The organism is Streptomyces sp. NPDC042102 (assembly GCF_055582305.1).
Genome location: NZ_JBVJDL010000009.1, coordinates 163903 through 187272 on the forward strand (window position 1 = coordinate 163903; position 23370 = coordinate 187272).

Sequence of the window (23370 nt, forward strand, 5' to 3'; positions counted from 1 at the left end):
CTTAGGCCAAGGCATACACGCGTGTCCGGCGAATGAGAACGTAGGCTGCCCTTCATGGGAAAGAAGCGCTCGGGCGGAGGGCTCTCGCCGAGTCATCAGGCCGCCAAGTTCCTCGGGGTGTCCGTTCTCGCCGGAGTCGTCCTCGCCGGCATCGCCATCCCCGCCGCGGGGGCCTTCGGTCTCGCGGCCAAGGGGACCGTCGAGGGTTTCGACGAGATCCCGGCCAATCTCAAGACCCCGCCGCTGAGTCAGCGCACCACGATTCTGGACGCCGAGGGTGGCTTGATCGCCACGGTCTACTCGCGTGACCGGCAGGTGGTCCCGCTGACCGCGATCTCCCCGTACATGCAGAAGGCGATCGTCGCGATCGAGGACGCGCGCTTCTACGAGCACGGCGCGGTCGACCTCAAGGGCATCCTGCGCGCGGTCAACCGCAACGCGCAGGAGGGCAGCGCGGCGCAGGGCGCCTCGACGCTCACCCAGCAGTACGTCAAGAACGTCTTCGTCGAGGAGGCGGGCGACGACGAGACCAAGGTGCGCGAGGCCCAGGAGAAGAGCCTCGGGCGCAAGATCCGCGAGCTGAAGTACTCGATCCAGGTCGAGGAGGAACTCGGGAAGAAGAAGATCCTCGAGAACTACCTCAACATCACCTACTTCGGGCAGCAGGCGTACGGCATCGAGTCCGCCGCGCAGCGCTACTTCAGCAAGCCCGCCAAGGACCTCACCCTGGAGGAGTCCGCGCTGCTCGCGGGCGTCGTCCAGTCGCCGAGCCGGTACGACCCCGTCAAGGACGCCGTCGAGGCCGCCAAGCGCCGCAACACGGTCCTGCAGCGGATGGCCGACATCAAGGACATCTCGCAGGACGAGGCGGAAGAGGCGAAGAAGAAGCCCATCCAGCTGAAGGTCACCCGGCCCAAGAACGGCTGCATCACCGCCGTGAAGGGCGCCGGCTTCTTCTGCGACTACGTCCGCAACACGTTCCTGTCCGACCCGGTCTTCGGCAAGACGCGCGAGGAGCGGGCGAAGGTCTGGAACCAGGGCGGCCTGACGGTCCGTACGACGCTGGACCCGCAGTCGCAGGACTCGGTCAACGAGTCGATCAAGGACCACGTCGACCAGGACGACAAGGTCGCCACCGCCGTCACCCTGGTGCAGCCGGGCACGGGCCGGGTCATGGCCATGGGCCAGTCCAAGCCGTACGGCTTCGGCAAGGACGAGACGCAGATCAACTACTCCGTCGACAAGCGGATGGGCGGCTCGAACTTCGGCTTCCCGACCGGTTCGACGTTCAAGCCCTTCGTGGCGGCGGCCGCCATCGAGAACGGCGTGTCGCCCACCAAGTCGTACGCGGCGCCGTACTCCATGCTCTACCCCGCGTCGGTCGACACCTGCAGCGGCAAGCCGTGGGTGCGCGACAGCGACAAGCCGGTGGAGAACGAGAAGGAGTCCGAGGTCGGCCCGTACGCCCTCCGGGAAGCCATGGCGTTGTCGGTCAACACCTACTTCATCGAGATGATCGGTGACCTGGGCCTGTGCCCGCTGGCCGAGATGACCACCAAGCTCGGTGTGATCCCGGCCGACGGCACCAAGCTCAAGGAGGTGCCCTCGATCGCGCTCGGCACCGAGGGCATGTCCCCGCTGACCATGGCCAACGCGTACGCGACCTTCGCCAACCGGGGTCTGTACTGCACGCCGGTCGCCATCGAGTCGATCACCGACGCGCACGGCAAGGCGCTGCAGGTGCCGAAGTCGAAGTGCGAGCGGGCGATGTCGGAGAGGACCGCCGACACCATCAACGCGCTGCTGCTCGGCGTGGTCGACTCCGGTACGGGCGCCACCGCGGGCCTGACCGACCGGCAGAGCGCGGGCAAGACGGGTACGACGGACGAGCGCTACAACGCCTGGTTCGTCGGCTACACGCCCAACATCGCGGGCGCGACCTGGCTGGGCTCGGGCGGCACCAAGCAGGTGTCGATGGAGCAGATCACCATCGGCGGCCAGTACTACGCGGAGGTCTGCGGCGGCTGCCTGCCCGGTCCGATCTGGAAGCAGGCGGTCACGGGCGCGCTGGCCGGCCGGCCGGTGGAGAGCTTCCCCGCCGTCCACATCCCGGACAGCGGGCTGCCGGTCGGCGGCAGCCGGCCGGGCGGTGGCGGCGGCCAGACGCCGACCCGCCCCACCAAGCCCGGTAAGCCGAACAAGCCGGGCGGTGGCGACACCAAGCCCGGCGACTCCCGGCCCGGCGGCCTGACCACGGGCGCCACCGGCGGGACCGGGGGCACCGGGGGCGGCACGACCACCCCGTTCCCGGGGATCACCCTGGGCCCGGGCGGCGTGATCGGCGGCCCGGACGACGGCAACTCGGGCGGCGGCCGCCCGTAACCGGAGCCGGTAGCCGGTAGCCGGTAGCCGGTAGCCGGCGTAGCCCGGAACACCGAAGGCCCCCCGACCGTGCAGACGGCCGGGGGGCCTTCACCATGTCCGGGCCCGATCCGCCCGATCAGGCGGATCAGGCGGATCAGGCCCGGCCCAGGCGGATCAGGCGAGGTGCTGCTTGACGACGGCGGCGACGCGGCCGCCCTCGGCCAGCCCGGCCACCTTCGGGTTCACGATCTTCATGACGGCACCCATGGCACGCGGCCCCTCGGCCCCCTGCGCCCTGGCCTCCTCGACCGCCTGCGCCACGATCGCGGCGAGCTCGTCGTCGGAGAGCTGCTTGGGCAGGTAGGCGGCGAGGATCTCGCCCTCCTGGGTCTCCCGCTCCGCCTGCGCCGGGCGGCCACCCTGGGCGAAGGCGTCGGCGGCCTCGCGGCGCTTCTTCGCCTCCTTGGTGATCACCTTGAGGATCTCCTCGTCGGAGAGGGTGCGCGCCTCCTTGCCGGCGACCTCTTCCTTGGTGATCGCGGAGAGGGTGAGCCGGAGCGTGGACGAGCGCAGCTCGTCGCGCGCCTTGATGGCGGTGGTGAGGTCTTCCTGGAGCTGGGCCTTGAGCGTGGTCATGCATCGAGTCTGCCAGGTGATGACCGGGTGCCGCCCACTCGTTTTCGGCGTCTGCGACGATGTCCCCATGCGCGCGCGTTACGGAATCCCCCTCAAGGTCACCGCCGGAATCGCGGCGGTGGGGGCCGCCGGAGTGGCCTACGCCGCCGGTTTCGAGGCCCGGTCCTTCCGGCTCCGGCGAATCACGGTCCCGGTGCTCCCGCGGGGCATGCGGCCGCTGCGGGTCCTGCAGGTGTCGGACATCCACATGGTCCGCGGGCAGCGCAAGAAGCGCGCCTGGCTCCAGTCGCTGGCGGGCCTGCGCCCGGACTTCGTGGTCAACACCGGCGACAACCTCTCCGACACCGAGGGCGTGCCCGAGGTGCTCGACGCCCTCGGCCCGCTGATGTCCTTCCCCGGCGTGTACGTCTTCGGCTCGAACGACTACTACGGGCCGCGGCTGCGCAACCCCGGGCGCTACCTGATCGAGAAGGTCCAGGGCCGGCACGGGCTGAACGGCAACAAGCCGGTCGTCGGCGCCGTCCACAACCCGTGGGAGGACATGCGCGACGCCTTCGACGCGGCGGGCTGGCTGAACCTGACCAACACCCGGGCCCGCCTGAAGCTCGAGGGCCTGGAGCTCGCCTTCACCGGCCTGGACGACCCGCACATCAAGCGCGACCGGTACGAGCGGGTGGCCGGCGGCCCGGAGACGGACGCCGACTTCTCGATGGCGGTGGTGCACGCCCCGTACCTGCGCTCGCTGGAGTCCTTCACGGCGGACGGCTACCCGCTGATCCTGGCCGGGCACACCCACGGCGGCCAGCTGTGCGTCCCCTTCTACGGCGCCCTGGTCACCAACTGCGACCTCGACACCGACCGCGTGAAGGGCCTGTCCACCCACGAGGCCAACGGCAACCGCGCCTACCTGCACGTCTCGGCCGGCTGCGGCACGAACCGCTACACCCCGGTCCGTTTCGCCTGCCCCCCGGAGGCCACCCTCCTGACCCTGACCCCGGCCACGACCTGACCGCCCCCCTCCGCGAAACCGGATTTCGTCTCAGGCCGAGGGTCCGCTAAAGTAATCGATGTCGCCAGGGCAGCCAGTCTGCAGGGGCGGCGATCGGGGTGTAGCGCAGCTTGGCAGCGCGCTTCGTTCGGGACGAAGAGGTCGTGGGTTCAAATCCCGCCACCCCGACAGAGTAAGACCAGGTCAGGGGCCTGATCCGAGAAATCGGATCAGGCCCCTGACTGGCGTTTGCCCCTGTCGTGGGAGCCATCGGGGAGCCGACCCCGAAACCCGGCTCCCCCCACCCCTCCGACATCCTCGACCCCGACGCGTGGGGAACTCTGGCCAGGACCAGCCTCGCCGGCCTGGCCAAGCAGCTCAGCGGCACCGGCAAGGACCCCGGTTTCCGCTGGACCGACCCCACCCGCACGGACTCACCCGCCGATGTCCTGGCGACCGAAGGCGTCCACTTCGACGCAGACGCCGCCACCCAGGAGACACGCCTCACCTTGGACGAGCTCCGGCGCCTGCTCGGCGACTGAGCCACGCCTCGCTGCGGGTGTCGCGGTACGGCGCGGCTGTTCCTGATCACCCCGAAGGCAGTCGGCTCTTCCTGGTCCATGCGCGGTATGCCCACCGCGCGAGCGCCCCGACGGCCAGGGACACGAGAATCGCGCCCCAGTCGATGACGTGGGGGAGGCCGGGGAAGAACGCGAAGAAGGTGAGGGACACGACGGTTCCGACGGCGAACGCGATGATGCCGGCGCGGCGGCGCCTGGCATCCTGCTCGGGGTCTTCCGGGGTGGATTGGATGGTCATGTGCTGCTCACTTCGTGATGTGGTGGCACTGGCTGACCCGGCGGACCCCGTTGACGTTGAGGTGGGCGCAGGCCTTGCCGTAGCGGGGGAGCGTCTGGGGTGCGTTGTCCCGCATGGGGTTGATCTTGCACTCGGTGTGGGTCTTGCCGCGCGAGGTCTTGTACGTCTTGTTGTCGGTGTCGGCGTACGTGAAGTCGATGCGCCAGTTGCAGAAGCCGGCGTTGAGGGCTCCGACGAAACCGCAGTCGACACCGGCGTTCTGGTAGGTGATCTTCTTGCCGTCGCCGCGGATGATGTGCGTGAACATGCAGCCCGTGGGGACCTTCATGGTGACGCCTCCGACCTGGTAGTCGAAGGTGGCAACCGGGGTGGAGCCGATGGCACCGGCGTGCGCCTGCGCCGGAGTTAAGAACGCGAGCGCGACGGCTGCGGCAACGGTTGCGGTGACGCGGACTGCGAGATGGCCGACCATGTCTGGTGCCCTTCCGAAGGATTGTCCTTTCAGAGGGCGGAACTCCTCCACATGGCTCGTGGACTCTCCGGCAGGCACACATCCACTGCGAAGAGTGATCAAATACGTCGGTGGGCTGATTACACCGTTCGGGGCACCGAGCGAATGCCCGACCTATGGCTTGTGCCCGCGCAACCGTTGACGGCACGACGATCACATGCACCGTTGGGCCCCGTTCGATCTGCCCAACGGACTCGGCGCCCTTGTGCCGGGGGCGGTCGGTCGGTCGGGGGCAGCCGGTAGCCTGCGGGTATGGCCGATGACATGGTGGGGCTGTCCGGGCGGGTGACGGGCACGGTGGGGCCGGGGCTGGTGGGCGAGGTCATCGTGCGGATCCGGGGCGGGGCCGAGCACTTCCTGGCGTACCCCGCGCTCGGGGAGCGGGACCGGCTGGAGGTCGGGGCCGTGGTGACGGTCGTGGAGTACCTGGCGCCGCGGACCGTGTACGTGACGGCCGCCTATCCGGGCGGCTGAATTCCGCAACTGTCCCTTTTCGTCTCAGGATTGCGACAAGTGACGGTCAGCGGCTTCTGTCGCGGGCTCGCCGGGCGCACACTCCCCTTCACCGGCGCCGAACGGCGCCGGCCTAAGGGGGCGAATGTCGATGGCCATCGGCGTCGTTGCGGGACTCGTTCTCGCCGCTGTCATCGTCGTGATCGGCCTGTTCAAGCTCATGTGGCGGGTCGCCGAGCCGAACGAAGCACTCATCATCTCCGGTTCCACCCACAAGACCGAGGGTCTCGGGGAGGGGATGGGATTCCGGATCGTCACCGGGCGCGGCACCCTCGTGCTCCCCGGCGTGCAAGCGGTACGCAAGCTGTCCCTCGACCTCAACGAGACCCAGCTGTCGGTGGACTGCGTGACCCAGCAGGGCATCCCGCTGCGGGTCAAGGGCGTGGTCATCTTCAAGGTGGGCGACGACTTCGTGTCGATCGCCAACGCCGCCCGCCGCTTCCTCGACCAGCAGAAGATGATGCCCGAGCGGGTGCACATCGTCTTCGCGGGCCACGTCCGCTCCATCGTCGGCGGGCTGACCGTCGAGGACATGATCCGTGATCGCGAGAAGCTCACCGGGCAGACCCGGGCCGCCTGCGGCACCGAGATGGAGAAGCTGGGGCTGATCGTCGACTCGCTCCAGATCCACGAGATCGAGGACCCCACCGGCTACATCAAGAACCTCGCGATGCCGCACGCCGCCGCGGTCCAGCGCGACGCCCGCATCGCGCAGGCCGAGGCGAACCGGCTGGCGACCGAAGCCGAGCAGACCGCCTTCGCGCGGATGGCCGAGGCGACCCGGGACAGCGAGATCCTGCAGGCCGGCTACCAGGCCGAACGGGACAAGGCGGCCGCCGCCGCACGGCAGGCGGGCCCGCTCGCGGACGCGGCCGCGCGGCAGGAGGTCGTGGTCCAGGAGACCCGGGTCGCGGAGCTGGAGTCCCACCGCCGCGAGCAGCAGCTCCAGGCCGACGTGCGCAAGCCCGCGGACGCCCGGGCCTACGAGCGGCGCACGATCGCCGAGGCGGAGCGCGACGCCCGGATCTCGGCCGCGCAGGCCAAGGCCAAGGAGACCGAGCTCGCGGCGGCGGCCGAGGCGCGGGCCACCGAGGCGCGCGGGCTGGCGGCGGCGACGGCGACCCGGGCCACCGGTGAGGCGGAGGCGGCGGCCGCGCAGGCCAAGGGGCTGGCGGCGGCGCAGACGGCGAAGGCCAGGGGCCTGGCGGAGGCCGAGTCCATCAAGGCGCGGGCGGAGGCACTGGCCGAGAACCAGGAGGCTGTCGTCGCCCAGCAGCTCGCCGAGAACTGGCCGCTGATCGTGGAGGCCGCCGCGGGCTCCTTCGGCAAGGTCGAGCACATGGTGCTGCTCAACGGCGCCGAGGGGATGTCGGAGATGTTCGCCAAGGCGCTCACCATGGGCGGCACCGGGCTGGGTCTGGCCCGGCACCTGATCGCCTCCATGGGGCCGGGCGGCGTCAACGGAGCGGGTGGCGCCAACGGGGCGGGTGCTGCCACTGGGGTGGGTGCCGCGAACGGGGCGGGTGCGGTCAGTGGTGTGGGTGCGGCTGGTGAGCCTGTTTCCGAGGTGGTCGCGATCACCGAGACGTAAGGCCGGCAGGCGCGGTGCCAACGGGGTCTATGGACTTCGTCAACGGCCCGTCAGCACTGCGTCAGGAACGGCCCGCCGGCTCCCCGGCGGGCCTACCGTCGGGGTCATGGGACGACGTACCAGCCTGCCCGACACCGACCAGGGTTGGGCATCCGAGCGACGTACCGCCCTGGGGGCGGCCGGCCTGCTGCTCGCGGCGATCCTGACGGTCGACGCAGGCGCCGGACTCCTCACCCCGGCCCGGGCCGCGCTGTGGGCCGGGCTGGCCGCCCTCGTCTTCGTGATCCTGCTGCCGTCGCGGGTCTCGGCCGGGCCCGGCCGGCTCGCCGTGCGCGGGCTGCTGACCGAGCGGGAGGTGCGGACGGACGCGCTGGTCTCCGTGCGGTGGATGGACGGGGTCGCGCAGCGCATGGTGCTCCGCGACGCCGACGGGCACCGCGTGGAGATCGATCCGGAGGTGTTCGTACGCAATCCCGCGATGTGGCGGCGGGTCGACGAGGACACCCGGGGCTGTGTCGAGCGGGGCACGCTGCTCTGCGGCGCGACCGCGATGCGGCAGCTGGCGGCACGGATCGACCGGAGCACGGCGCGGTCGGTGTTCCAGGTGTCCGGGCTGGGGTGAGCTCCGGCCACCGCGCCCGGCCGGCACACCACCGCCAACCGGCTCATCATCAGCGTTGAGGACGCGTCGGGACTGCGTCGTCGACGTGCGGATCAGATCACCCTGCGTACGCTGGCTGCGCCGTCCCGTGTCGACGGTCGGAGCAGGCCGTACGACAGGAGCGCCCGACGATGGCCACCCCTGCCCGCACCTCGCGCCTGAGGGCGTGGCTGCTGGAAGGTCTGACCGACCGCCCCCGCAAACCCGGGCACGCCGGCCCCGAAGTCGAGGTACGCCCCTGGTGGCGTGTCATGTGCCTGACCGGCCTGGACTACTTCTCCACCCTCGGCTACCAGCCCGGTATCGCCGCCCTCGCGGCCGGCCTGCTCTCGCCGCTGGCCACGATCGTGCTGGTGCTGCTCACGCTGTTCGGGGCACTGCCCGTCTACCGCCGGGTGGCCGAGGAGAGTCCGCACGGCGAGGGCTCGATCGCGATGCTGGAGCGGCTGCTGTCGTTCTGGAAGGGCAAGCTGTTCGTCCTGACCCTGCTGGGCTTCGCGGCGACCGACTTCCTGATCACCATCACGCTCTCCGCGGCGGACGCCACCGCCCACATGGTGGAGAACCCGCACCTGACCGGCACCCTGCACGGCCACGAGGTGCTGATCACCCTGATCCTGATCGCCCTGCTCGGCGCGGTCTTCCTCAAGGGGTTCGGCGAGGCCATCGGCGTGGCGGTCGTCCTGGTCGCCGTCTATCTCGCGCTCAACGCCGTCGTGGTGGCGGTGGGCCTGTACCAGGTGGCCACCGAGCCGCACGTGGTCACGGACTGGACGCAGGCCCTGACCGCCGAGCACGGCAACCCGATGATGATGGTCGCCATCGCGCTGATCGTCTTCCCCAAGCTGGCGCTGGGCCTGTCCGGCTTCGAGACCGGTGTCGCGGTCATGCCGCACGTCGAGGGCGAGCCGGGCGACACCGACGACAGGCCCGCCGGGCGGATCCGCGGCACCAGGAAGCTGCTGACCACGGCCGCCCTCATCATGAGCGTCTTCCTGATCACCTCCAGCTTCATCACCACGCTGCTGATCCCGCCCGCCGCGTTCCAGCCGGGCGGCGAGGCCAACGGCCGCGCGCTCGCCTACCTCGCCCACGAGTACCTGGGCTCCGCCTTCGGCACCGTCTACGACATCTCGACCATCCTGATCCTGTGGTTCGCCGGCTCCTCGGCGATGGCCGGGCTGCTCAACCTGATGCCGCGCTACCTGCCCCGCTACGGCATGGCCCCGCACTGGGCCCGCGCCCTGCGCCCCATGGTCATCGTCTTCACGCTCATCGCGTTCCTGGTGACCTGGATCTTCGACGCCGACGTCGACGCGCAGGGCGGCGCCTACGCCACCGGTGTGCTCGTCCTGATCACCTCGGCGGCCATCGCCGTGACCATCGCCGCCCGCCGGGCGGCCGAGCGCGGCTGGACCATCGCCTTCGGCCTCATCTCCGCCGTCTTCATCTACACGACGGCCGTCAACGTCGTCGAACGCCCCGACGGCGTGAAGATCGGCGCCTGCTTCATCGCCGGCATCATGGCCCTCTCGCTGCTCTCCCGCCTCGCCCGCATCTTCGAGCTGCGCGTCACGCACGTCGAATTCGACGACCTGGCCGCGCGGTTCGTCCGCGACACCGCCAACCGCACCATCCGGCTCATCGCCAACGAGCCCGACAACCGCGACCAGGCCGAGTACCGCGAGAAGGTCGAGCAGATCCGCGCCGACAACGACATCCCGGCCGGCGACGACCTGATGTTCGTCGAGGTCACCGTCCTGGACCCGTCCGAGTTCGAATCCGGGCTGCGGGTACGGGGCGAGGTCCTGCACGACCGCTACCGCGTGCTGACGCTGGAGAGCTCCACCGTCCCCAACGCCCTCGCCGCGCTGCTCCTGCACATCCGGGACGAGACCGGGCAGCGGCCGCACATCTACTTCGAGTGGACCGAGGGCAATCCGCTGGCCAACTTCCTGCGGTTCTTCCTCTTCGGGCAGGGCGAGGTCGCGCCCGTCACGCGCGAGGTCATCCGCGAGGCCGAGCCCGACCGCGCCCGCCGCCCCCACGTCCACGCGGGATGACGCCGGCCGGCCGCCGTCCTGTCCGTGGCGGGGCGGAGCGGGGCGGGGCGCGGGTGGCTACGGGTGGGTGAACGTCACCTCCCCAGGGGGCTCGTCCGGCCAGGTGAGGCGGGTCGGCGCGAGCGGCGTCGTGGCCAGCAGGTGGCCGCGGGAGACCACGTGGCGGGGCCTGACCTGGCGGCGCAGCGCCTCGGCCGGTGAGGGCGCCGGGAGGAGGACGAACGAGGCGGGCGCGCCCTCCGTGATGCCGTAGTCCTCCAGGCCCAGCACCCGCGCCGCCCGGTCGGTCACCATCGAGAAGGCCGTCGGGATCTCGTCCGCGCCGGTGAGCTGCGCGGCGTACAGCCCCATCAGGGCCGTCTGGAGCGGGTTCCCGGTGCCCAGGGCGTTCCACGGGTCCATCACGTCGTCGTGCCCGAAGGCCACGTTGACCCCCGCCGCCAGCATCTCCTTGACCTGGGTCAGGCCCCGCCGCCGCGGGTAGCCGTCGAAGCGGCCCTGGAGATTGAGGTTGGCGAAGGGGTTGCAGACCAGGTTGATGCCCGAACGCCGCAGCAGCCGCTGCAGCTTGTAGCTGTACGCCCCGTTGTACGACCCCATCGCCGTCGTGTGCGACGCGGTGGCCCGCCCGCCCAGGCCCGAGCGCAGCGCGAGGGTGGCCAGGACCTCGACGAAGCGGGACTGCTCGTCGTCGATCTCGTCGCAGTGGGCGTCCACCCGCAGCCCGTGCCGCTCGGCGAGCTCGAACGCCAGGTGGAGGGAGGCCACCCCGTCCTCCCGGGTGTCCTCGAAGTGCGGGATGGCGCCGATGACGTCCGCCCCGCGCGCCACGGCCTCGCTCATCAGCTTCCCGCCGCCCGGGAAGGAGAGGATGCCCTCCTGCGGGAACGCCACGATCTGGAGGGTCATCACCTCCCGCACCCGGTCGCGGACTTCGGCGAGCGCGTCCAGCGCCACCAGCCGGTCATCGGTGACATCGCAGTGCGTCCGCACGTACAGCACGCCCTGCGCGGCCTGCCAGCGCAGCACCTCCGTCGCGCGGGCGATCACGTCCTCCCGCGTCAGGCTCCGCTTGCGCTCGCTCCAGCAGGCGATGCCCTCCCAGAGCGTCCCCGAGGCGTTCGGGCGCGGCTCGCCCGCCGTCAGCGCGGTGTCCAGGTGGATGTGCGGCTCGACGAAGGGGGCGCTGATCAGGTCACCGTGCGCCTCGATCAGGGTGCCGGTCGCGGGCGGCTCCTTCTGGTCGTCGTACGGCACGACGCACGCGACGCGGCCGTCCTCCGCCACCTCCACGTCGACGAGACCGGGGGCGAGCCGGCCCTCCCCCGTGTGCAGCCGGGCACCCCGGACGATCATTCGCATACGCTCACGATACGACCGGTCACGCAGTGTGCCCACCCCGCGCCCGCCCCTGTGGACAACCGCCCGCCCGGCCCGCGGCAATCGGCCCGCCTTCGCGCGCCGGCCGCGGGCCGGGTGACCGGTGCCGGGACTCAGCCGCGCTTGGCCTGAGCCTTCTGCTGCATGCCCCTCGTCTTCGCGGAGAGCTGCTGCGCGTCTCTGACCGCGGCCTTGGCACGTGCCTCGGCCGCCGTGTTCTTCGCCATCGCGCGCTCGGAATCGTGGTGACCGATCTTGCCGGCACGATCCTTCTTGGCCATGATCACTCCTCCTCGGAGCACTCGGACATAGCGGGGCGTACGCAGTCCACTGTCCCCCCGTTCAGCCCAGTCGGCATCCCGGGGCCCCGCCGTCAACGCCCGGGCCGGAAATCCCCGCCCGCGGGGCCGCGCCGTACGCCGAGAATGTGGCTATGACCAGCGATACGACGATCACGCCCGACATGCCCGACTGGGAGAAGCGCTTCCGCGCGCCCCGCGTCCTGATGCCCGAGTGGGCCGAGGACGCCCCCGACCGCTCCCTCTACATCTCGAACGTGACGGGTACGTACGAGTTCTACGCCTGGGACCGTGCGACCGGCGACCGCCGTCAGGTGACCGACCGCCCCAACGGCACCACCGACGGCACGCTCTCCCCCGACGGCGAGTGGATCTGGTGGTTCAACGACAAGGACGGCGACGAGTTCGGCACCTGGGTGCGCCAGCCGTTCGCGGGCGGCGCCGACGAGCCCGCCACCCCGGGCCTGGAGCCCTCGTACCCGGCGGGCCTGGCCATCGGCCGCGACGGCACGGCCGTCGTCGGGCGGTCCACCGACGAGGACGGCTCGACGGTCTTCGTCTCCCGGCCGGGCGCCGCGCCCGTCGAGATCTACCGGCACCGCGAGTCGGCGGGTGTCGGCGACCTCTCCCGCGACGGCACGCTGATCGCCATCGAGCACACCGAGCACGGTGACTCGATGCACTCCTCCCTGCGCGTGGTCACCCTCGACGGCACCACCGTCGCCGAGCTGGACGACACCAAGGACGGCACCGAGGAGCTGGGCCTGTCGGTCCTCGGCTTCGCGCCCGTCCCCGGCGACACCCGGCTGCTGGTCTGCCACCAGCGCCGCGGCCGCTGGGAGCCGATGATCTGGAACGTCGCCGACGGCACCCAGCGGGACCTGGCGATCGACCTGCCCGGCGACGTGGGCGCGCAGTGGTACCCGGACGGCTCGGCGCTGCTGGTCTCGCACAGCTTCGAGGCGCGCGACGAACTGTGGCGCTACGACCTGGCGGGCCGCGAGCTGGTCCGCGTGGACACCCCGCCCGGCTCCCTCTCGGACGCCTCCGCGCGGCCCGACGGCACGGTGGAGTACCTGTGGTCCTCGGCCGCCGAGCCCTCCTCCGTCCGGTCCACCGCGGGCGGGGTCGTCCTGGAGCTGCCGGGCCTGCGGGCGCCGCGCTCGGTGCCGGTGGAGGACGTGTGGGTGGAGGGCCCCGGGGGCCGGATCCACGCGCTCGCGCAGCGTCCGGTGGGCCACGGCGACGGCCCGTTCCCGACCGTCTTCGAGGTGCACGGCGGCCCGACCTGGCACGACAGCGACGCCTTCGCCGCGGGCCCGGCGGCCTGGCTGGACCACGGCTTCGCGGTCGTCCGGGTCAACTACCGGGGCTCGACCGGGTACGGGCGGGAGTGGACGGACGCCCTCAAGCACCGCGTCGGCCTGATCGAGCTGGAGGACGTGGCCGCGGTGCGCGAGTGGGCCGTGGCCTGCGGGCTCGCCGATCCGCGCCGGCTCGTCCTCTCGGGCGGGTCGTGGGGCGGCTACCTGACGCTGCTGGGCCTGGGCACGCAGCCCGACGCGTGGGCGCTGGGGCTGGCGTCCGTGCCGGTGGCCGACTACGTGACGGCGTACCACGACGAGATGGAGACGCTGAAGGCGCTGGACCGCACGCTCTTCGGCGGCACCCCGGAGGAGGAGCCCGAGCGCTGGGCGGCCTCGTCCCCGCTGACGTACGTGGACGACGTGCGGGCGCCGGTCTACATCGCGGCCGGGGTCAACGACCCGCGCTGCCCGATCCGGCAGATCGACAACTACGTGGACCGGCTGGCGGCGCGCGGCGCGGTGCACGAGGTGTACCGCTACGACGCCGGGCACGGCTCGCTGGTGGTCGCGGAGCGGATCAAGCAGCTGCGGCTGGAGCTGGACTTCGTACGCAAGCACCTGCCGTAGGACGTGTGACGCGACGTGTGACGCGACCGTGTGACACGGCACACCTGACGCGGGACCTCGGCCGCGCGGCCGGCGCGGACCTGCCGTGAGGTCGCCGGTGCACCCCCCGTACCGTGGAGGGGTGCACCGGTTTCTGCTGACCCCGCGGTGGTGGGGGATCAACGTCTTCGTCGTGCTGGCCGTCCCCTTCTGTCTCTTCATGGGGTCGTGGCAGCTCGGCCGGTTCGAGGACCGCGTCGACACCCATCGGGAGGCGTCGGCCGGGCGGCCCGCCGACGAGGCCGCCGTCCCGCTGGACTCGCTGCTTCCGGTGGACAAGAAGACCTCGGGCCGCATGGCGACGGCCTCCGGCGAGTACGCCGAGCAGTTCCTGGTGCCGGAACGCTCGCTGGAGGGCCGGACCGGCTTCTACGTGCTGACGCTGCTGAAGACGGCCGGCGACGGCAAGGTCGTCCCGGTCGTCCGCGGCTGGCTGCCGGGGGACGCGGACCCCGCGAAGGCGCCCGCTCCGCCGGCCGGGCCGGTCTCGGTGACCGGCGCCCTCCAGGCCCCGGAGAACTCGGGCACCAGGGGCGTGCACGCCTCGGGCGGCCTGCCGGCCGGGCAGCTCGGCGTCATCGGGGCGGCCTCCCTGGTCAACCTGGTGCCGCACGACCTGTACGACGCCTGGCTGACGGTGCAGACCGCCTCGGACGGGCTCACGCCGGTGCCGGCGAAGGCGCCCGCGAACACCGGCCTGGACCTGAAGGCCTTCCAGAACCTGGGCTACACGGGCGAGTGGTTCGTCTTCGCCGCGTTCGTGCTCTTCATGTGGTTCCGGCTGTACCGCCGCGAGGTGGAGTCCCTGCGCGACGCCGAGGCGGGCCTCGCCGCCTGATCCGCCGGCCCCCTACGGGGTGGGCGACTGCGGGATGGTGCCCGTCCGGTAGACCGTGCCGGCGCACGGGGACGACGGGAGCGTGGTCTGCGCCGTCGGTGCGCCGGGCCGCGCGGTGAGCGTGACCGAGACGCCCGGCGACGCGGGCGGCTGCGGCGGGGGCGCGGCGGCCTCGGTGTTCGCCGCGGGACCGGTGGCCGGACCCTGCGGGTCGCTGGCGGTCGGCGCGGGGCAGGACAGGGCCGACGGCACCCAGGCGTAGCGCACCTCGTACGACATGTGCGGCGCCAGGACCAGCGAGGTGACCTCGGACGACGGATCCGGCAGCCCCGGGGCCGGGTCGGACGGCCCATGGGCGAGGACCTCGGTGCCCGCCGACGCGGTCACCGCGTCCGGCCCGGTGACCATGCAGCCCAGCGCCGAGACGTTGGTGACGCGGAAGCTGCCGTAGACCTTGCCGTCGGCGTCGGGGGTGCCCGCGCTGCCCGTCACGCCCAGCTGTCCCGCGGTGCACAGGGGCACCCCGGGGGCGGCGGCGGGCGGCTGCGGCCCGGAGCTGAGGGTGGGCGCGGCGGAGGTGCCGCCGGTCGCCGTCTGCGAGGACTCCGGCGAGACGCCCGGCCGCTGGCCGGGGACCGCCGGGACGGTCGCGCCCCGGGACGGGGAGCTGGTGGGCTGCGGCTGGTGCCCGGAGCCCGTGGCGTGCGGGTCGGAACCGGTGCCGGCGGTGCCCGGCACGTCCTGGCCGTGTCCGGCCATCGCCGGACCGTCGGCCTCCGTGTGTTCGGTGCCGTCCGTCAGGTGCAGCACCGCCGGGGTCCCGCCGCCGATCAGCAGTACGGCGGCCGCGGCGCCCACCAGCGCCTGCCGCTTGCGGGCCCGGCGCGCGGGGACCGCGTGCCGCAGCCGCTCCAGGGCCAGCGGGGCGGGTCGCAGGTCCGAGACCGCCCCGTGCAGCAGCGCCCGCAGGGCCCGTTCGTCGTCCGGGGCGGGGGCCTGGCCGTCGTTCCGGTCGTCCTTCATGACTGCGCAGCCTCCATCGCCACCCGCAGCGCGGCAATGCCCCGCGATCCGTACGCCTTGACCGAGCCCAGGGATATCCCGAGCGTCTCGGCGACCTGAGCCTCCGTCATGTCCGCGAAGTAGCGCAGGACCAGGACCTCGCGCTGCCGCCGCTGAAGGCTCTTCATGGCCTTGATCAGGTCGTCCCGCTCCAGCTGGTCGTACGCGCCCTCCTCCGCGCTCGCCATGTCCGGCATCGGCTTCGAGAGCAGCTTGAGGCCGATGATGCGCCGGCGCAGGGCGGACCGCGAGAGGTTGACGACGGTCTGGCGCAGGTAGGCCAGGGTCTTCTCGCGGTCCCGGACGCGGTTGCGGGCCGAGTGGACCCGGATGAAGGCTTCCTGGACGACGTCCTCGCAGGAGGCGGTGTCGTCGAGGAGCAGCGCGGCGAGCCCCAGCAGGGAGCGGTAGTGCGCCTGGTAGGTGGCGGTGAGATGGTCGACCGTCGTCCCGGCGACGACATCGCCGGCGCACGCCACGACCTCCTCGGCACCGGCGACGACATCGCCGGCGCACGCCTCGGTACCGGGCGCACCGGTCGGGCCGGGCGCGCCGGTGCCCGTCAGGTCCTTGTCGCCGGATTCGGCACTCTCGCGCGGCGCGGGCACGCTACCGCCCCGCACCGTGCGCGGGGGTGCCGTACCCGTGTCGGCGGCGGCCGGTCTCACCGTGACGCCGTCGGAGATGCGTACGGGCCGCCGCACCGGGCCGAATCCCGTGCGCGCCGGTACGACGGCGAAGTCCAGCAATGCCTCTGCCACGCCAGTTGGACACCCGTCCCCCCGTCAGGGTTGTACGCGCGCGGCAGCGTCACTCCTGGTGCGTCAAATACCGTCATGCGTACCCGCTCTTCCCGATTTGCCCCGCTCGTCGAGGCGGCACCGGGCCTACACCTTGATCAAGGGATCAGTGCAGATCCTACAAAGCGAATTACGCATATTCACGCGCGATCAGTTCCGCGATCTGGGCACCATTCAGCGCGGCCCCCTTGCGCTGGTTGTCGGCGCACACGAAGAACTCCAGCGCCCGCCGGTCGTCCAGCGAGCCCCGCACCCGCCCGACCCACGCCGGATCCGTCCCGGCCGCGTCCGCGGGCGTCGGGAACTCCCCCATCGCCGGGTCGTCGACGAGCACCACACCGGGCGCGGCGTCCAGGATCTCGCGGGCCCGCGCCGGGTCCACGTCCTGCTCGAACCGGGCCCGGACGCTCACCGAGTGCCCGGTCACCACCGGTACCTGGACGCAGGTGACGGCCACCGGCAGCGCGTCCAGCTGCAGGATCCGGCGGACTTCCGCCCGTACGGCCAGCTCGTGCGAGGAGTGGCCGCCCTCGCGCAGCTCGCCGGACCACGGCACCACGTTCAGGGCGAGCGGGGCCGCGAAGGGCCCGGTGTCCTCGCCCACGGCCCGGCGTACGTCGCCCGGCTGCTCGCCGAGCGCGGTGCCGGCGACGAGGGACAGCTGACGGCGCAGCGCGTCGGTGCCGGCGCGGCCGGCGGCGCCCGCGGCCTGGTACGAGGAGAGGGCCAGCTCGGTCAGGCCGTACTCGGCGTGCAGCGCGCCCACCGCGGCGATCATCGCGGCCGTCACGCAGTCCGGCCCGGCCACGATCCCGCGCGGCCGGATCCGCGCCGCGTGCGCGTTGACCTCGGGCACCACCAGGGGCACTTCGGGGTCCTCACGGAAGGCGGCGGAGGTGTCCACCGCCACCGCGCCCCGGGCCACGACCACGGGCGCCCAGCGCGCCGAGATCTGTGCCGGGGTCAGGAAGAGCACGACGTCGCCCGGGCCGAGGCCGTCGAAGGCGTCCTCGGTCAGGGCGAGCACCTCGCTCTCCTCGCCGCGTACGGCCAGCATGCGGCCGGCCGAGCGCGGCGAGGCGATCAGGCGTATGCCGCCCCAGACGTCCGCCCGCTGGGACAGGATCTGGAGCAGGACGGAGCCCGCCGCCCCGGTCGCCCCCACCACGGCGAGCGCCGGGGCGGCGGGCGGCCGGGTGGCGGTCATCGTCCGGTGCCTCCGTAGACGACGGCCTCGTCGCTGTCGGAGTCGAGGCCGAAGGCGGTGTGCACGGCGCGCACGGCCTCGTTGACGTCGTCCTGGCGGGTCACGACCGAGATGCGGATCTCCGAGGTGGAGATCAGCTCGATGTTGACGCCCGCGTCGGACAGCGCCTGGAAGAAGCTCGCCGTGACGCCCGGGTTGGTCTTCATGCCCGCGCCGACCAGCGAGATCTTGCCGATCTGGTCGTCGTAGCGCAGCGAGTCGAAGCCGATCGCGTTCTTCGCCTTCTCCAGGGCGTCGATGGCCTTGTGGCCCTCGGTCTTGGGGAGGGTGAAGGAGATGTCGGTCAGGCCCGTGGAGGCCGCCGAGACGTTCTGCACGATCATGTCGATGTTGATCTCGGCGTCCGCGATGGCGCGGAAGATCGCCGCGGCCTCGCCCGGCTTGTCCGGGACGCCGACGACCGTGATCTTGGCTTCGGAGACGTCGTGGGCGACTCCGGAGATGATGGCGTGCTCCACCTGCTGGTCCCCTTGCGACTCGGGCTTCTCGTTGCTGACCCACGTGCCCGGCAGTCCCGAGAAGGACGAGCGGACGTGGATCGGGATGTTGTAACGGCGCGCGTACTCCACGCAGCGGTGCAGCAGCACCTTGGAGCCGGAGGCGGCGAGCTCCAGCATGTCCTCGGAGGAGATCCAGTCGATCTTCCGGGCCTTCTTCACCACGCGCGGGTCGGCGGTGAACACGCCGTCCACGTCGGTGTAGATCTCGCACACCTCGGCGTCCAGCGCCGCGGCGAGCGCGACGGCGGTGGTGTCCGAGCCGCCACGGCCGAGGGTGGTGATGTCCTTGCTGTCCGCCGAGACGCCCTGGAAACCGGCGACGATGGCGATGTTGCCCTGGTCCAGCGCGGTACGGATCCGGCCCGGCGTGACATCGATGATGCGCGCTTTGTTGTGGACCGAGTCGGTGATGACGCCTGCCTGGCTGCCGGTGAACGACTGGGCCTCGTGGCCCAGGTTTTTGATCGCCATGGCCAGCAGGGCCATGGAGATCCGCTCTCCTGCGGTCAGCAGCATGTCGAATTCCCGTCCGGCGGGCATCGGAGATACCTGCTCGGCGAGATCGATCAACTCGTCCGTCGTGTCGCCCATCGCCGATACCACGACGACCACCTGGTGGCCGTTCTTCTTGGCGTCGACGATCCGCTTGGCAACACGCTTGATGCCCTCGGCATCGGCTACGGAGGAGCCTCCGTACTTCTGCACGACAAGGCCCACGTGCGCTCCTCGCTCAGTCCATTACTGCGGTCAGCTCCGCAGTCTAACGAGCGACCGGATTCCGACCGCCGTGTACCACATCATGAGACGTAGTGTTCGTCACATGTCGACACCGGGGGTGGGCGAGGGGATCGTGGGAGAAGGGGGCGTGCAGGGGGTGCGGGGGCGTTCGTGAGGGGGTCCGCAGGACGGGAGAAACCATCATGAACCGAGGCTCGACGTTCGCCGTCGCCGGGGCCGTGGCCGTGGCCGCGGCCTGCACGGTCTCGCTGGGCGGCGTCGCCACGGCCCTGCCGCCGGCCGCGGCGGCACCCGCCGCGACGTGCACGAAACAGCCCGTCGAGGGCGCCCCGAACACGGTCTACCTCAAGGGTGAGGGCTTCGACTCGGTCAAGGTGAGCCTCGGCTCGACCGGCGGCGACGGCTACGTCCCCGACGTGGCGCTGAAGCACGGCTCGTTCACCGTCGGCCCCGTCGCCGACCACCTGTGGTGGGCCCACCCGGACAAGGGACCGTCGGTCCCGTGCGTGCAGGCGGCCCCGGGCCAGCAGCCCCCGCAGCAGAGCCAGGAAGAGGCCAGGGACCAGTACAGCAAGGGGTTCCAGCAAGGCCTGAGGGAAACCCTGGCCGCGTGCTCGAAGACCACGCCGAAGACCCTCACCGCGGACCCGAACTGGCAGGCGGGCTACGCCAAGGGTGCCGAGACCGCCCTGGCCACCAAGCGCTGCCAGGGCTCCTGACCGGGCAGCGCTACGGGCGGGCCGGGCGGCGGCCCAGGCCGCCCAGTTCCTCCGCCATGACCAGGCCCGCCTGCTCCGCCAGATCGTCCTCGGCCAGGTCCTCGTCGGTGTCCAGGCCGTCCAGCTCCTGGAGCGGCTGGTCGAGACGGACGTGGGCGATCAGGGACTGCAGGGCGCGCAGCGTGGCCGAGGCCGTCGGGCCCCAGTTGGTGAAGTACGAGAACTGCCACCACCACAGCGCCTCCGTGACCCGGCCCGCCTGGTGGTGGATGAGGCCGTGCCGCAGGTCGGCGACCACATCGGCCAGGTCGTCCGAGATCCGGTGCGCGACCGGGGCCTTGCGCGGCTCGTACGGGTCGAAGACCTCGGAGTAGACGTCGACCGGCTCCAGCATGAGCGCGAAGCGCTCGCGCAGCTCGTCCACGTCCGGCTCGGGACCCAGGTCCGGCTCGTAGCGCTCGTCGGGCAGGACGTCCTGGTACGCACCCAGCCGGCCGCCCGCCAGCAGCAGCTGGGAGACCTCCAGCAACAGGAACGGGACGGCGCTGTCCGGGTCCTCGCCCTTGGCCACCTCGGTGACCGCGACGATGAAGGACTCGATCTGGTCCGCGATCGAGGCGGCGAAGTCGTCCGGGTCCTGGCCCAGTGCGTGCAGCGTTGCGTCAGACATCGAGGAGTCGCCTTCCTTCAAAGGCCCGCCCGAGCGTGACCTCGTCCGCGTACTCGAGATCGCCCCCGACGGGGAGTCCGCTGGCCAGGCGGGTGACCTTCAGGCCCATGGGCTTGATCATGCGGGCGAGGTACGTGGCGGTCGCCTCGCCCTCCAGGTTCGGGTCGGTGGCGAGGATCAGCTCGGTGACCGAGCCGTCCGCGAGCCGCGCCAGCAGCTCGCGGATGCGCAGGTCGTCCGGGCCGACGCCCTCGATCGGGCTGATCGCGCCGCCCAGCACGTGGTAGCGGCCCCGGAACTCGCGGGTCCGCTCGATCGCGACGACGTCCTTGGGCTCCTCGACCACGCAGATGACGGCGGGGTCGCGGCGCGGGTCGCGGCAGATGTTGCACCGCTCCTCCTGCGCCACGTTCCCGCAGACCGCGCAGAACCTCACCTTGTCCTTGACCTCCAGCAGGGCGTGCGCGAGCCGGCGCACGTCCGTCGGCTCGGCCTGCAGGATGTGGAAGGCGATCCGCTGCGCGCTCTTGGGCCCGACGCCGGGCAGCCTGCCCAGTTCGTCGATCAGGTCCTGGACCACGCCTTCGTACAACGGACTGCCTTCTTCCTGTTCAGCTGGGGACTGCAGAGACTAGAGGGACGGGAGGGAATGCTGAAGGGTCTGGAGCCGAAGCGCCTAGAACGGCAGGCCGGGGATCCCGCTGCCGCCGCCCAGGCCCTGCGCCAGCGGACCGAGCTTCTGCTGCTGGAGCGCCTGCGCGTTCTCGTTGGCCGCCTGGACCGCCGCGACGACCAGGTCGGCCAGGGTCTCGGTGTCCTCCGGGTCCACCGCCTTCGGGTCGATCACCAGGGCCCGCAGCTCGCCGGAACCGGTGACCGTCGCCTTGACCAGGCCGCCGCCGGCCTGCCCCTCGACCTCGGTCCGCGCGAGCTCCTCCTGGGCCGCGGCGAGGTCCTGCTGCATCTTCTGGGCCTGCTGGAGCAGCTGCTGCATGTTGGGCTGGCCACCACCGGGGATCACGGGTCACTCACTCCATGCTGTCGACAGACTTCGACCTTCGACTACGTTTTGGTCAATCCGAGCCTACGTGCTCCCCGCGCGGCGCGCCCTACGCCGTGCGGACCAACTCTTTCGGGTGAGAGACGGGACGTACCCGCACCTGATCAAGACCTCCTTGCGGGCGGAAATCCCGGGATTCGCCGCCCATCGCCCGCCATTCGGAGGTAGGAAGTGCATGCGCACCATTGCGCACACGCGCACCACCACACGTCAGCGCAGGCAGAGGGAGTGCCGGGTGAGCCAGCCGGAGATGCAGCCCGAGGGGCCACCCCGGGATCCCCGGGAGGAGAGCAGCGGCCCGACGGCGGCGGGGGATCTGACCGGCAGGCCGTTCCCCCTCGGGGACTGGGGCGAACCCGCCGAACGCCTGGACGAGCTCTACCGGCGCGTGGAGGCGGATGCGCTGCGCACCGCCGAGTGGTATCTGTCCGACCGCGCGTGGAAGCGGCGCGGCGCCCGCGTGCTGCGCGCCGGCGCGGCGCTCGGCGCGGTCACGGGGGCCGCGCTGCCGCTGGTGGAGCTGACCGGCTCGGCACCCGGCGCGGCGGCGTACGGGTACCTGGCGCTGCTGCTGGCGGCCGCCTGTCTGGCCTGCGACCGGTTCTTCGGGCTGACCTCGGGCTGGATGCGCGACGTGGCCACGGCGCAGGCGGTCCAGCGGAGACTGCAGACGCTGCAGTTCGACTGGGCCTCGGAGAACGTACGGGAGGTCCTCGGGCCGACCGAGGGCACGGCCAGCGAGGCCGCCGAGCGCTGCCTGACCGTGCTGCGGCGGTTCTCCGAGGACATCACCGAGCTGGTGCGCTCGGAGACCGCGGACTGGATGGTCGAGTTCCGTTCGGGGCCGGCGCCGCTGGTGATGCAGTCCCTCGGCACCGCCGCCCCCCGCCCGGAGCCGGGCGCGCACCCGAGCCGCTTCCCGCTGCCCCCGGGCACCCGCCCGAACATGCCGCGCCAGCGGCCGCCGGAGCAGCCGCGCTGAGCGACGGCCGCCCGGCCGCACCTCCCGGTGGCGCGCTCAGCTGAAGATGATCATCGACCCCTGGCCCAGGCTGCGGGTCGCCGCCGCGTGCAGGCCCAGCCACACGTGGCGCTCCCGGGCGAAGGGACTGTTGTCGTACGGAATGGGACCCGCCGGTTCCTCCAGCGAGGTGGGGCGCCCCGGCGGGGCCGGCGCGGCCGGGGGCCGGGCCGGGTCGATCCCGATCGCGGGCGCGACGAACGCCAGCTCGCGCAGCAGGCCCTGCGCGGAGCCCAGCGGTCCGCCCCCGGCCAGCAGCTCCTCGTTGGCCAGCGGAGCGGCGAAGTCCACCGGCACGTAGGCGCCCGCGTGGTCGTAGTGCCAGACCAGGTGGGACTGCTGGGCCGTGGCCTCGAACATCTCCAGCAGCTGCTCGTAGTCCCCGCCGAGCTCGTCCACCGGGGTCACCGGCAGCCCGCAGATCTGCAGCAGGTAGGCCCGCCGCAGGAAGTGCAGGGCGTCGTAGTCGAAACCGGCGACCGGGGCCACGTCCCCGGAGAGGCCCGGCATGTAGGCGAAGACGGGCACCGACGGCAGTCCGGCCTCGCCCAGGGCCTTGTCGTACGAGGCGATCTCTTCCGCGAAGGGGTTGTCGGGGCTGTGGCACAGCACGTCGACAAGGGGGACCAGCCACAGGTCACAGGCCACGCGGGCTCCGTTCGGTCGTTGTGCGCCGATCGGGCCAGAGTAGTGCTCCGAACACCCTCCGCGAAGGGGTGCGCAGAACCTGGCCGGGCGAACCCGGCCGGGCAGACGCCGGCTAGGCCGTCTCTTCCGGATCTTGCCTGACCCGCGCCGCCCAGCACCGCACCTCGCCGCGTTGTCGAGGCACCCGAGGACGTCCAGTAATCGGGAGCCTCTCCGCCTTGCGATGCACGGCACCGGACGACGCGGGCT

Annotated in this window: 24 protein-coding genes and 1 tRNA gene; 12 read left to right on the plus strand and 13 right to left on the minus strand. The window is 71.9% G+C overall.

Features of this window, described 5'->3' with window-relative positions:
* Positions 1-54: 54 nt before the first annotated feature.
* Positions 55-2382: a transglycosylase domain-containing protein gene (locus ACZ6KO_RS28600; protein ID WP_469306906.1), complete on the plus strand. Its 2328-nt coding sequence runs from the start codon at positions 55-57 to the stop codon at positions 2380-2382.
* A gap of 156 nt (positions 2383-2538) precedes the next feature.
* On the opposite strand, the gene ACZ6KO_RS28605 is transcribed toward ACZ6KO_RS28600, so the two are convergent.
* Positions 2539-3000 (minus strand): GatB/YqeY domain-containing protein, encoded by a 462-nt coding sequence (locus ACZ6KO_RS28605; RefSeq protein WP_469306907.1) that lies wholly within the window; start codon positions 2998-3000, stop codon positions 2539-2541.
* A gap of 67 nt (positions 3001-3067) precedes the next feature.
* Here ACZ6KO_RS28605 and ACZ6KO_RS28610 point away from each other — a divergent pair, with 67 nt between their 5' ends.
* From ACZ6KO_RS28610 to ACZ6KO_RS28620, 3 genes are all read left to right on the plus strand, one after another.
* Positions 3068-4009 carry a metallophosphoesterase gene (locus ACZ6KO_RS28610; RefSeq protein WP_469306908.1) on the plus strand — a complete coding sequence of 314 codons (942 nt, stop codon included), beginning with the start codon at positions 3068-3070 and terminating at the stop codon, positions 4007-4009.
* A 94-nt stretch (positions 4010-4103) separates the two neighbouring features.
* Positions 4104-4177: transfer RNA gene (locus ACZ6KO_RS28615), tRNA-Pro, on the plus strand.
* A 71-nt stretch (positions 4178-4248) separates the two neighbouring features.
* Positions 4249-4530: a hypothetical protein gene (locus tag ACZ6KO_RS28620; RefSeq protein ID WP_469306909.1), complete on the plus strand. Its 282-nt coding sequence runs from the start codon at positions 4249-4251 to the stop codon at positions 4528-4530.
* 46 nt (positions 4531-4576) lie between these two features.
* Here the strand turns inward: ACZ6KO_RS28620 and ACZ6KO_RS28625 are convergent, their stop codons facing one another.
* Together ACZ6KO_RS28625 and ACZ6KO_RS28630 are read right to left on the minus strand one after the other, a co-directional pair.
* Positions 4577-4807, minus strand: a complete 231-nt coding sequence (locus tag ACZ6KO_RS28625; protein ID WP_469306910.1) for a hypothetical protein — start codon at positions 4805-4807, stop codon at positions 4577-4579.
* Between the two features lie 7 nt (positions 4808-4814).
* Positions 4815-5279, minus strand: coding sequence for a hypothetical protein (locus ACZ6KO_RS28630; protein ID WP_469306911.1), 465 nt, complete (start codon positions 5277-5279; stop codon positions 4815-4817).
* A 303-nt stretch (positions 5280-5582) separates the two neighbouring features.
* On the opposite strand from ACZ6KO_RS28630, the gene ACZ6KO_RS28635 reads away from it, so the two are divergent.
* From ACZ6KO_RS28635 to ACZ6KO_RS28650, 4 genes are all read left to right on the plus strand, one after another.
* On the plus strand, positions 5583-5792 hold the full coding sequence (locus ACZ6KO_RS28635; RefSeq protein ID WP_401445840.1) for a hypothetical protein: 210 nt from the start codon (positions 5583-5585) through the stop codon (positions 5790-5792).
* Positions 5793-5916: 124 nt separating this feature from the next.
* On the plus strand, positions 5917-7422 hold the full coding sequence (locus ACZ6KO_RS28640) for a flotillin family protein (protein WP_469306912.1): 1506 nt from the start codon (positions 5917-5919) through the stop codon (positions 7420-7422).
* 106 nt (positions 7423-7528) lie between these two features.
* The gene (locus tag ACZ6KO_RS28645; protein ID WP_469306913.1) at positions 7529-8044 is read left to right on the plus strand and encodes a hypothetical protein; all 516 of its coding nucleotides are present in this window, start codon (positions 7529-7531) and stop codon (positions 8042-8044) included.
* A gap of 170 nt (positions 8045-8214) precedes the next feature.
* A complete protein-coding gene (locus ACZ6KO_RS28650; protein WP_469306914.1) occupies positions 8215-10146 on the plus strand; it encodes an APC family permease in 1932 nt (643 codons plus the stop codon).
* 57 nt (positions 10147-10203) lie between these two features.
* Here ACZ6KO_RS28650 and codA read toward each other — a convergent pair whose 3' ends face one another.
* Both codA and ACZ6KO_RS28660 read right to left on the minus strand, forming a co-directional pair.
* Positions 10204-11508, minus strand: a complete 1305-nt coding sequence (codA, locus tag ACZ6KO_RS28655; RefSeq protein WP_469306915.1) for a cytosine deaminase — start codon at positions 11506-11508, stop codon at positions 10204-10206.
* A gap of 131 nt (positions 11509-11639) precedes the next feature.
* Positions 11640-11807: a hypothetical protein gene (locus tag ACZ6KO_RS28660; RefSeq protein WP_401445363.1), complete on the minus strand. Its 168-nt coding sequence runs from the start codon at positions 11805-11807 to the stop codon at positions 11640-11642.
* A 152-nt stretch (positions 11808-11959) separates the two neighbouring features.
* Between ACZ6KO_RS28660 and ACZ6KO_RS28665 the strand changes: the two genes are divergently transcribed.
* Together ACZ6KO_RS28665 and ACZ6KO_RS28670 are read left to right on the plus strand one after the other, a co-directional pair.
* The gene (locus ACZ6KO_RS28665) at positions 11960-13759 is read left to right on the plus strand and encodes a S9 family peptidase (protein ID WP_469306916.1); all 1800 of its coding nucleotides are present in this window, start codon (positions 11960-11962) and stop codon (positions 13757-13759) included.
* A gap of 121 nt (positions 13760-13880) precedes the next feature.
* The gene (locus tag ACZ6KO_RS28670; protein ID WP_469306917.1) at positions 13881-14636 is read left to right on the plus strand and encodes an SURF1 family protein; all 756 of its coding nucleotides are present in this window, start codon (positions 13881-13883) and stop codon (positions 14634-14636) included.
* A 12-nt stretch (positions 14637-14648) separates the two neighbouring features.
* Here ACZ6KO_RS28670 and ACZ6KO_RS28675 read toward each other — a convergent pair whose 3' ends face one another.
* From ACZ6KO_RS28675 to ACZ6KO_RS28690, 4 genes are all read right to left on the minus strand, one after another.
* Entirely contained in the window at positions 14649-15659 is a 1011-nt protein-coding gene (locus ACZ6KO_RS28675) for a hypothetical protein (protein WP_469306918.1), read from the minus strand.
* Positions 15656-16264, minus strand: coding sequence for a SigE family RNA polymerase sigma factor (locus ACZ6KO_RS28680; protein ID WP_469306931.1), 609 nt, complete (start codon positions 16262-16264; stop codon positions 15656-15658). The genes ACZ6KO_RS28675 and ACZ6KO_RS28680 overlap by 4 nt, the downstream gene beginning before the upstream one ends.
* 364 nt (positions 16265-16628) lie before the next feature.
* Positions 16629-17705: an aspartate-semialdehyde dehydrogenase gene (locus ACZ6KO_RS28685; RefSeq protein WP_469306919.1), complete on the minus strand. Its 1077-nt coding sequence runs from the start codon at positions 17703-17705 to the stop codon at positions 16629-16631.
* Positions 17702-18982: an aspartate kinase gene (locus ACZ6KO_RS28690; protein WP_469306920.1), complete on the minus strand. Its 1281-nt coding sequence runs from the start codon at positions 18980-18982 to the stop codon at positions 17702-17704. The genes ACZ6KO_RS28685 and ACZ6KO_RS28690 overlap by 4 nt, the downstream gene beginning before the upstream one ends.
* A gap of 203 nt (positions 18983-19185) precedes the next feature.
* Here ACZ6KO_RS28690 and ACZ6KO_RS28695 point away from each other — a divergent pair, with 203 nt between their 5' ends.
* On the plus strand, positions 19186-19722 hold the full coding sequence (locus tag ACZ6KO_RS28695) for a hypothetical protein (protein WP_469306921.1): 537 nt from the start codon (positions 19186-19188) through the stop codon (positions 19720-19722).
* A 10-nt stretch (positions 19723-19732) separates the two neighbouring features.
* Here ACZ6KO_RS28695 and ACZ6KO_RS28700 read toward each other — a convergent pair whose 3' ends face one another.
* The 3 genes from ACZ6KO_RS28700 to ACZ6KO_RS28710 all read right to left on the minus strand — a co-directional run bounded on the left by ACZ6KO_RS28700 (position 19733) and on the right by ACZ6KO_RS28710 (position 21413).
* Complete coding sequence (locus ACZ6KO_RS28700) at positions 19733-20392, minus strand: DUF5063 domain-containing protein (RefSeq protein WP_401445341.1); 660 nt, start codon at positions 20390-20392, stop codon at positions 19733-19735.
* The gene (gene recR / locus ACZ6KO_RS28705) at positions 20385-20984 is read right to left on the minus strand and encodes a recombination mediator RecR (protein ID WP_469306922.1); all 600 of its coding nucleotides are present in this window, start codon (positions 20982-20984) and stop codon (positions 20385-20387) included. Before recR ends, ACZ6KO_RS28700 begins: the two co-directional genes overlap by 8 nt.
* Positions 20985-21068: 84 nt before the next feature.
* Complete coding sequence (locus tag ACZ6KO_RS28710; protein WP_076044258.1) at positions 21069-21413, minus strand: YbaB/EbfC family nucleoid-associated protein; 345 nt, start codon at positions 21411-21413, stop codon at positions 21069-21071.
* 274 nt (positions 21414-21687) lie between these two features.
* On the opposite strand from ACZ6KO_RS28710, the gene ACZ6KO_RS28715 reads away from it, so the two are divergent.
* On the plus strand, positions 21688-22434 hold the full coding sequence (locus ACZ6KO_RS28715) for an SLATT domain-containing protein (protein ID WP_469306923.1): 747 nt from the start codon (positions 21688-21690) through the stop codon (positions 22432-22434).
* A 36-nt stretch (positions 22435-22470) separates the two neighbouring features.
* On the opposite strand, the gene ACZ6KO_RS28720 is transcribed toward ACZ6KO_RS28715, so the two are convergent.
* Complete coding sequence (locus tag ACZ6KO_RS28720) at positions 22471-23121, minus strand: hypothetical protein (protein WP_469306924.1); 651 nt, start codon at positions 23119-23121, stop codon at positions 22471-22473.
* Between the last annotated feature and the right edge of the window lie 249 nt (positions 23122-23370).

Coding starts and splice junctions, on each gene's coding strand:
- ACZ6KO_RS28600 (WP_469306906.1), top strand. CDS start 55: ATGGGAAAGAAGCGCTCGGGCGGAGGGCTCTCGCCGAGTCATCAGGCC.
- ACZ6KO_RS28605 (WP_469306907.1), bottom strand. CDS start 3,000: ATGACCACGCTCAAGGCCCAGCTCCAGGAAGACCTCACCACCGCCATC.
- ACZ6KO_RS28610 (WP_469306908.1), top strand. CDS start 3,068: ATGCGCGCGCGTTACGGAATCCCCCTCAAGGTCACCGCCGGAATCGCG.
- ACZ6KO_RS28625 (WP_469306910.1), bottom strand. CDS start 4,807: ATGACCATCCAATCCACCCCGGAAGACCCCGAGCAGGATGCCAGGCGC.
- ACZ6KO_RS28630 (WP_469306911.1), bottom strand. CDS start 5,279: ATGGTCGGCCATCTCGCAGTCCGCGTCACCGCAACCGTTGCCGCAGCC.
- ACZ6KO_RS28635 (WP_401445840.1), top strand. CDS start 5,583: ATGGTGGGGCTGTCCGGGCGGGTGACGGGCACGGTGGGGCCGGGGCTG.
- ACZ6KO_RS28640 (WP_469306912.1), top strand. CDS start 5,917: ATGTCGATGGCCATCGGCGTCGTTGCGGGACTCGTTCTCGCCGCTGTC.
- ACZ6KO_RS28645 (WP_469306913.1), top strand. CDS start 7,529: ATGGGACGACGTACCAGCCTGCCCGACACCGACCAGGGTTGGGCATCC.
- ACZ6KO_RS28650 (WP_469306914.1), top strand. CDS start 8,215: ATGGCCACCCCTGCCCGCACCTCGCGCCTGAGGGCGTGGCTGCTGGAA.
- codA (WP_469306915.1), bottom strand. CDS start 11,508: ATGCGAATGATCGTCCGGGGTGCCCGGCTGCACACGGGGGAGGGCCGG.
- ACZ6KO_RS28660 (WP_401445363.1), bottom strand. CDS start 11,807: ATGGCCAAGAAGGATCGTGCCGGCAAGATCGGTCACCACGATTCCGAG.
- ACZ6KO_RS28665 (WP_469306916.1), top strand. CDS start 11,960: ATGACCAGCGATACGACGATCACGCCCGACATGCCCGACTGGGAGAAG.
- ACZ6KO_RS28675 (WP_469306918.1), bottom strand. CDS start 15,659: ATGAAGGACGACCGGAACGACGGCCAGGCCCCCGCCCCGGACGACGAA.
- ACZ6KO_RS28685 (WP_469306919.1), bottom strand. CDS start 17,705: ATGACCGCCACCCGGCCGCCCGCCGCCCCGGCGCTCGCCGTGGTGGGG.
- ACZ6KO_RS28695 (WP_469306921.1), top strand. CDS start 19,186: ATGAACCGAGGCTCGACGTTCGCCGTCGCCGGGGCCGTGGCCGTGGCC.
- ACZ6KO_RS28700 (WP_401445341.1), bottom strand. CDS start 20,392: ATGTCTGACGCAACGCTGCACGCACTGGGCCAGGACCCGGACGACTTC.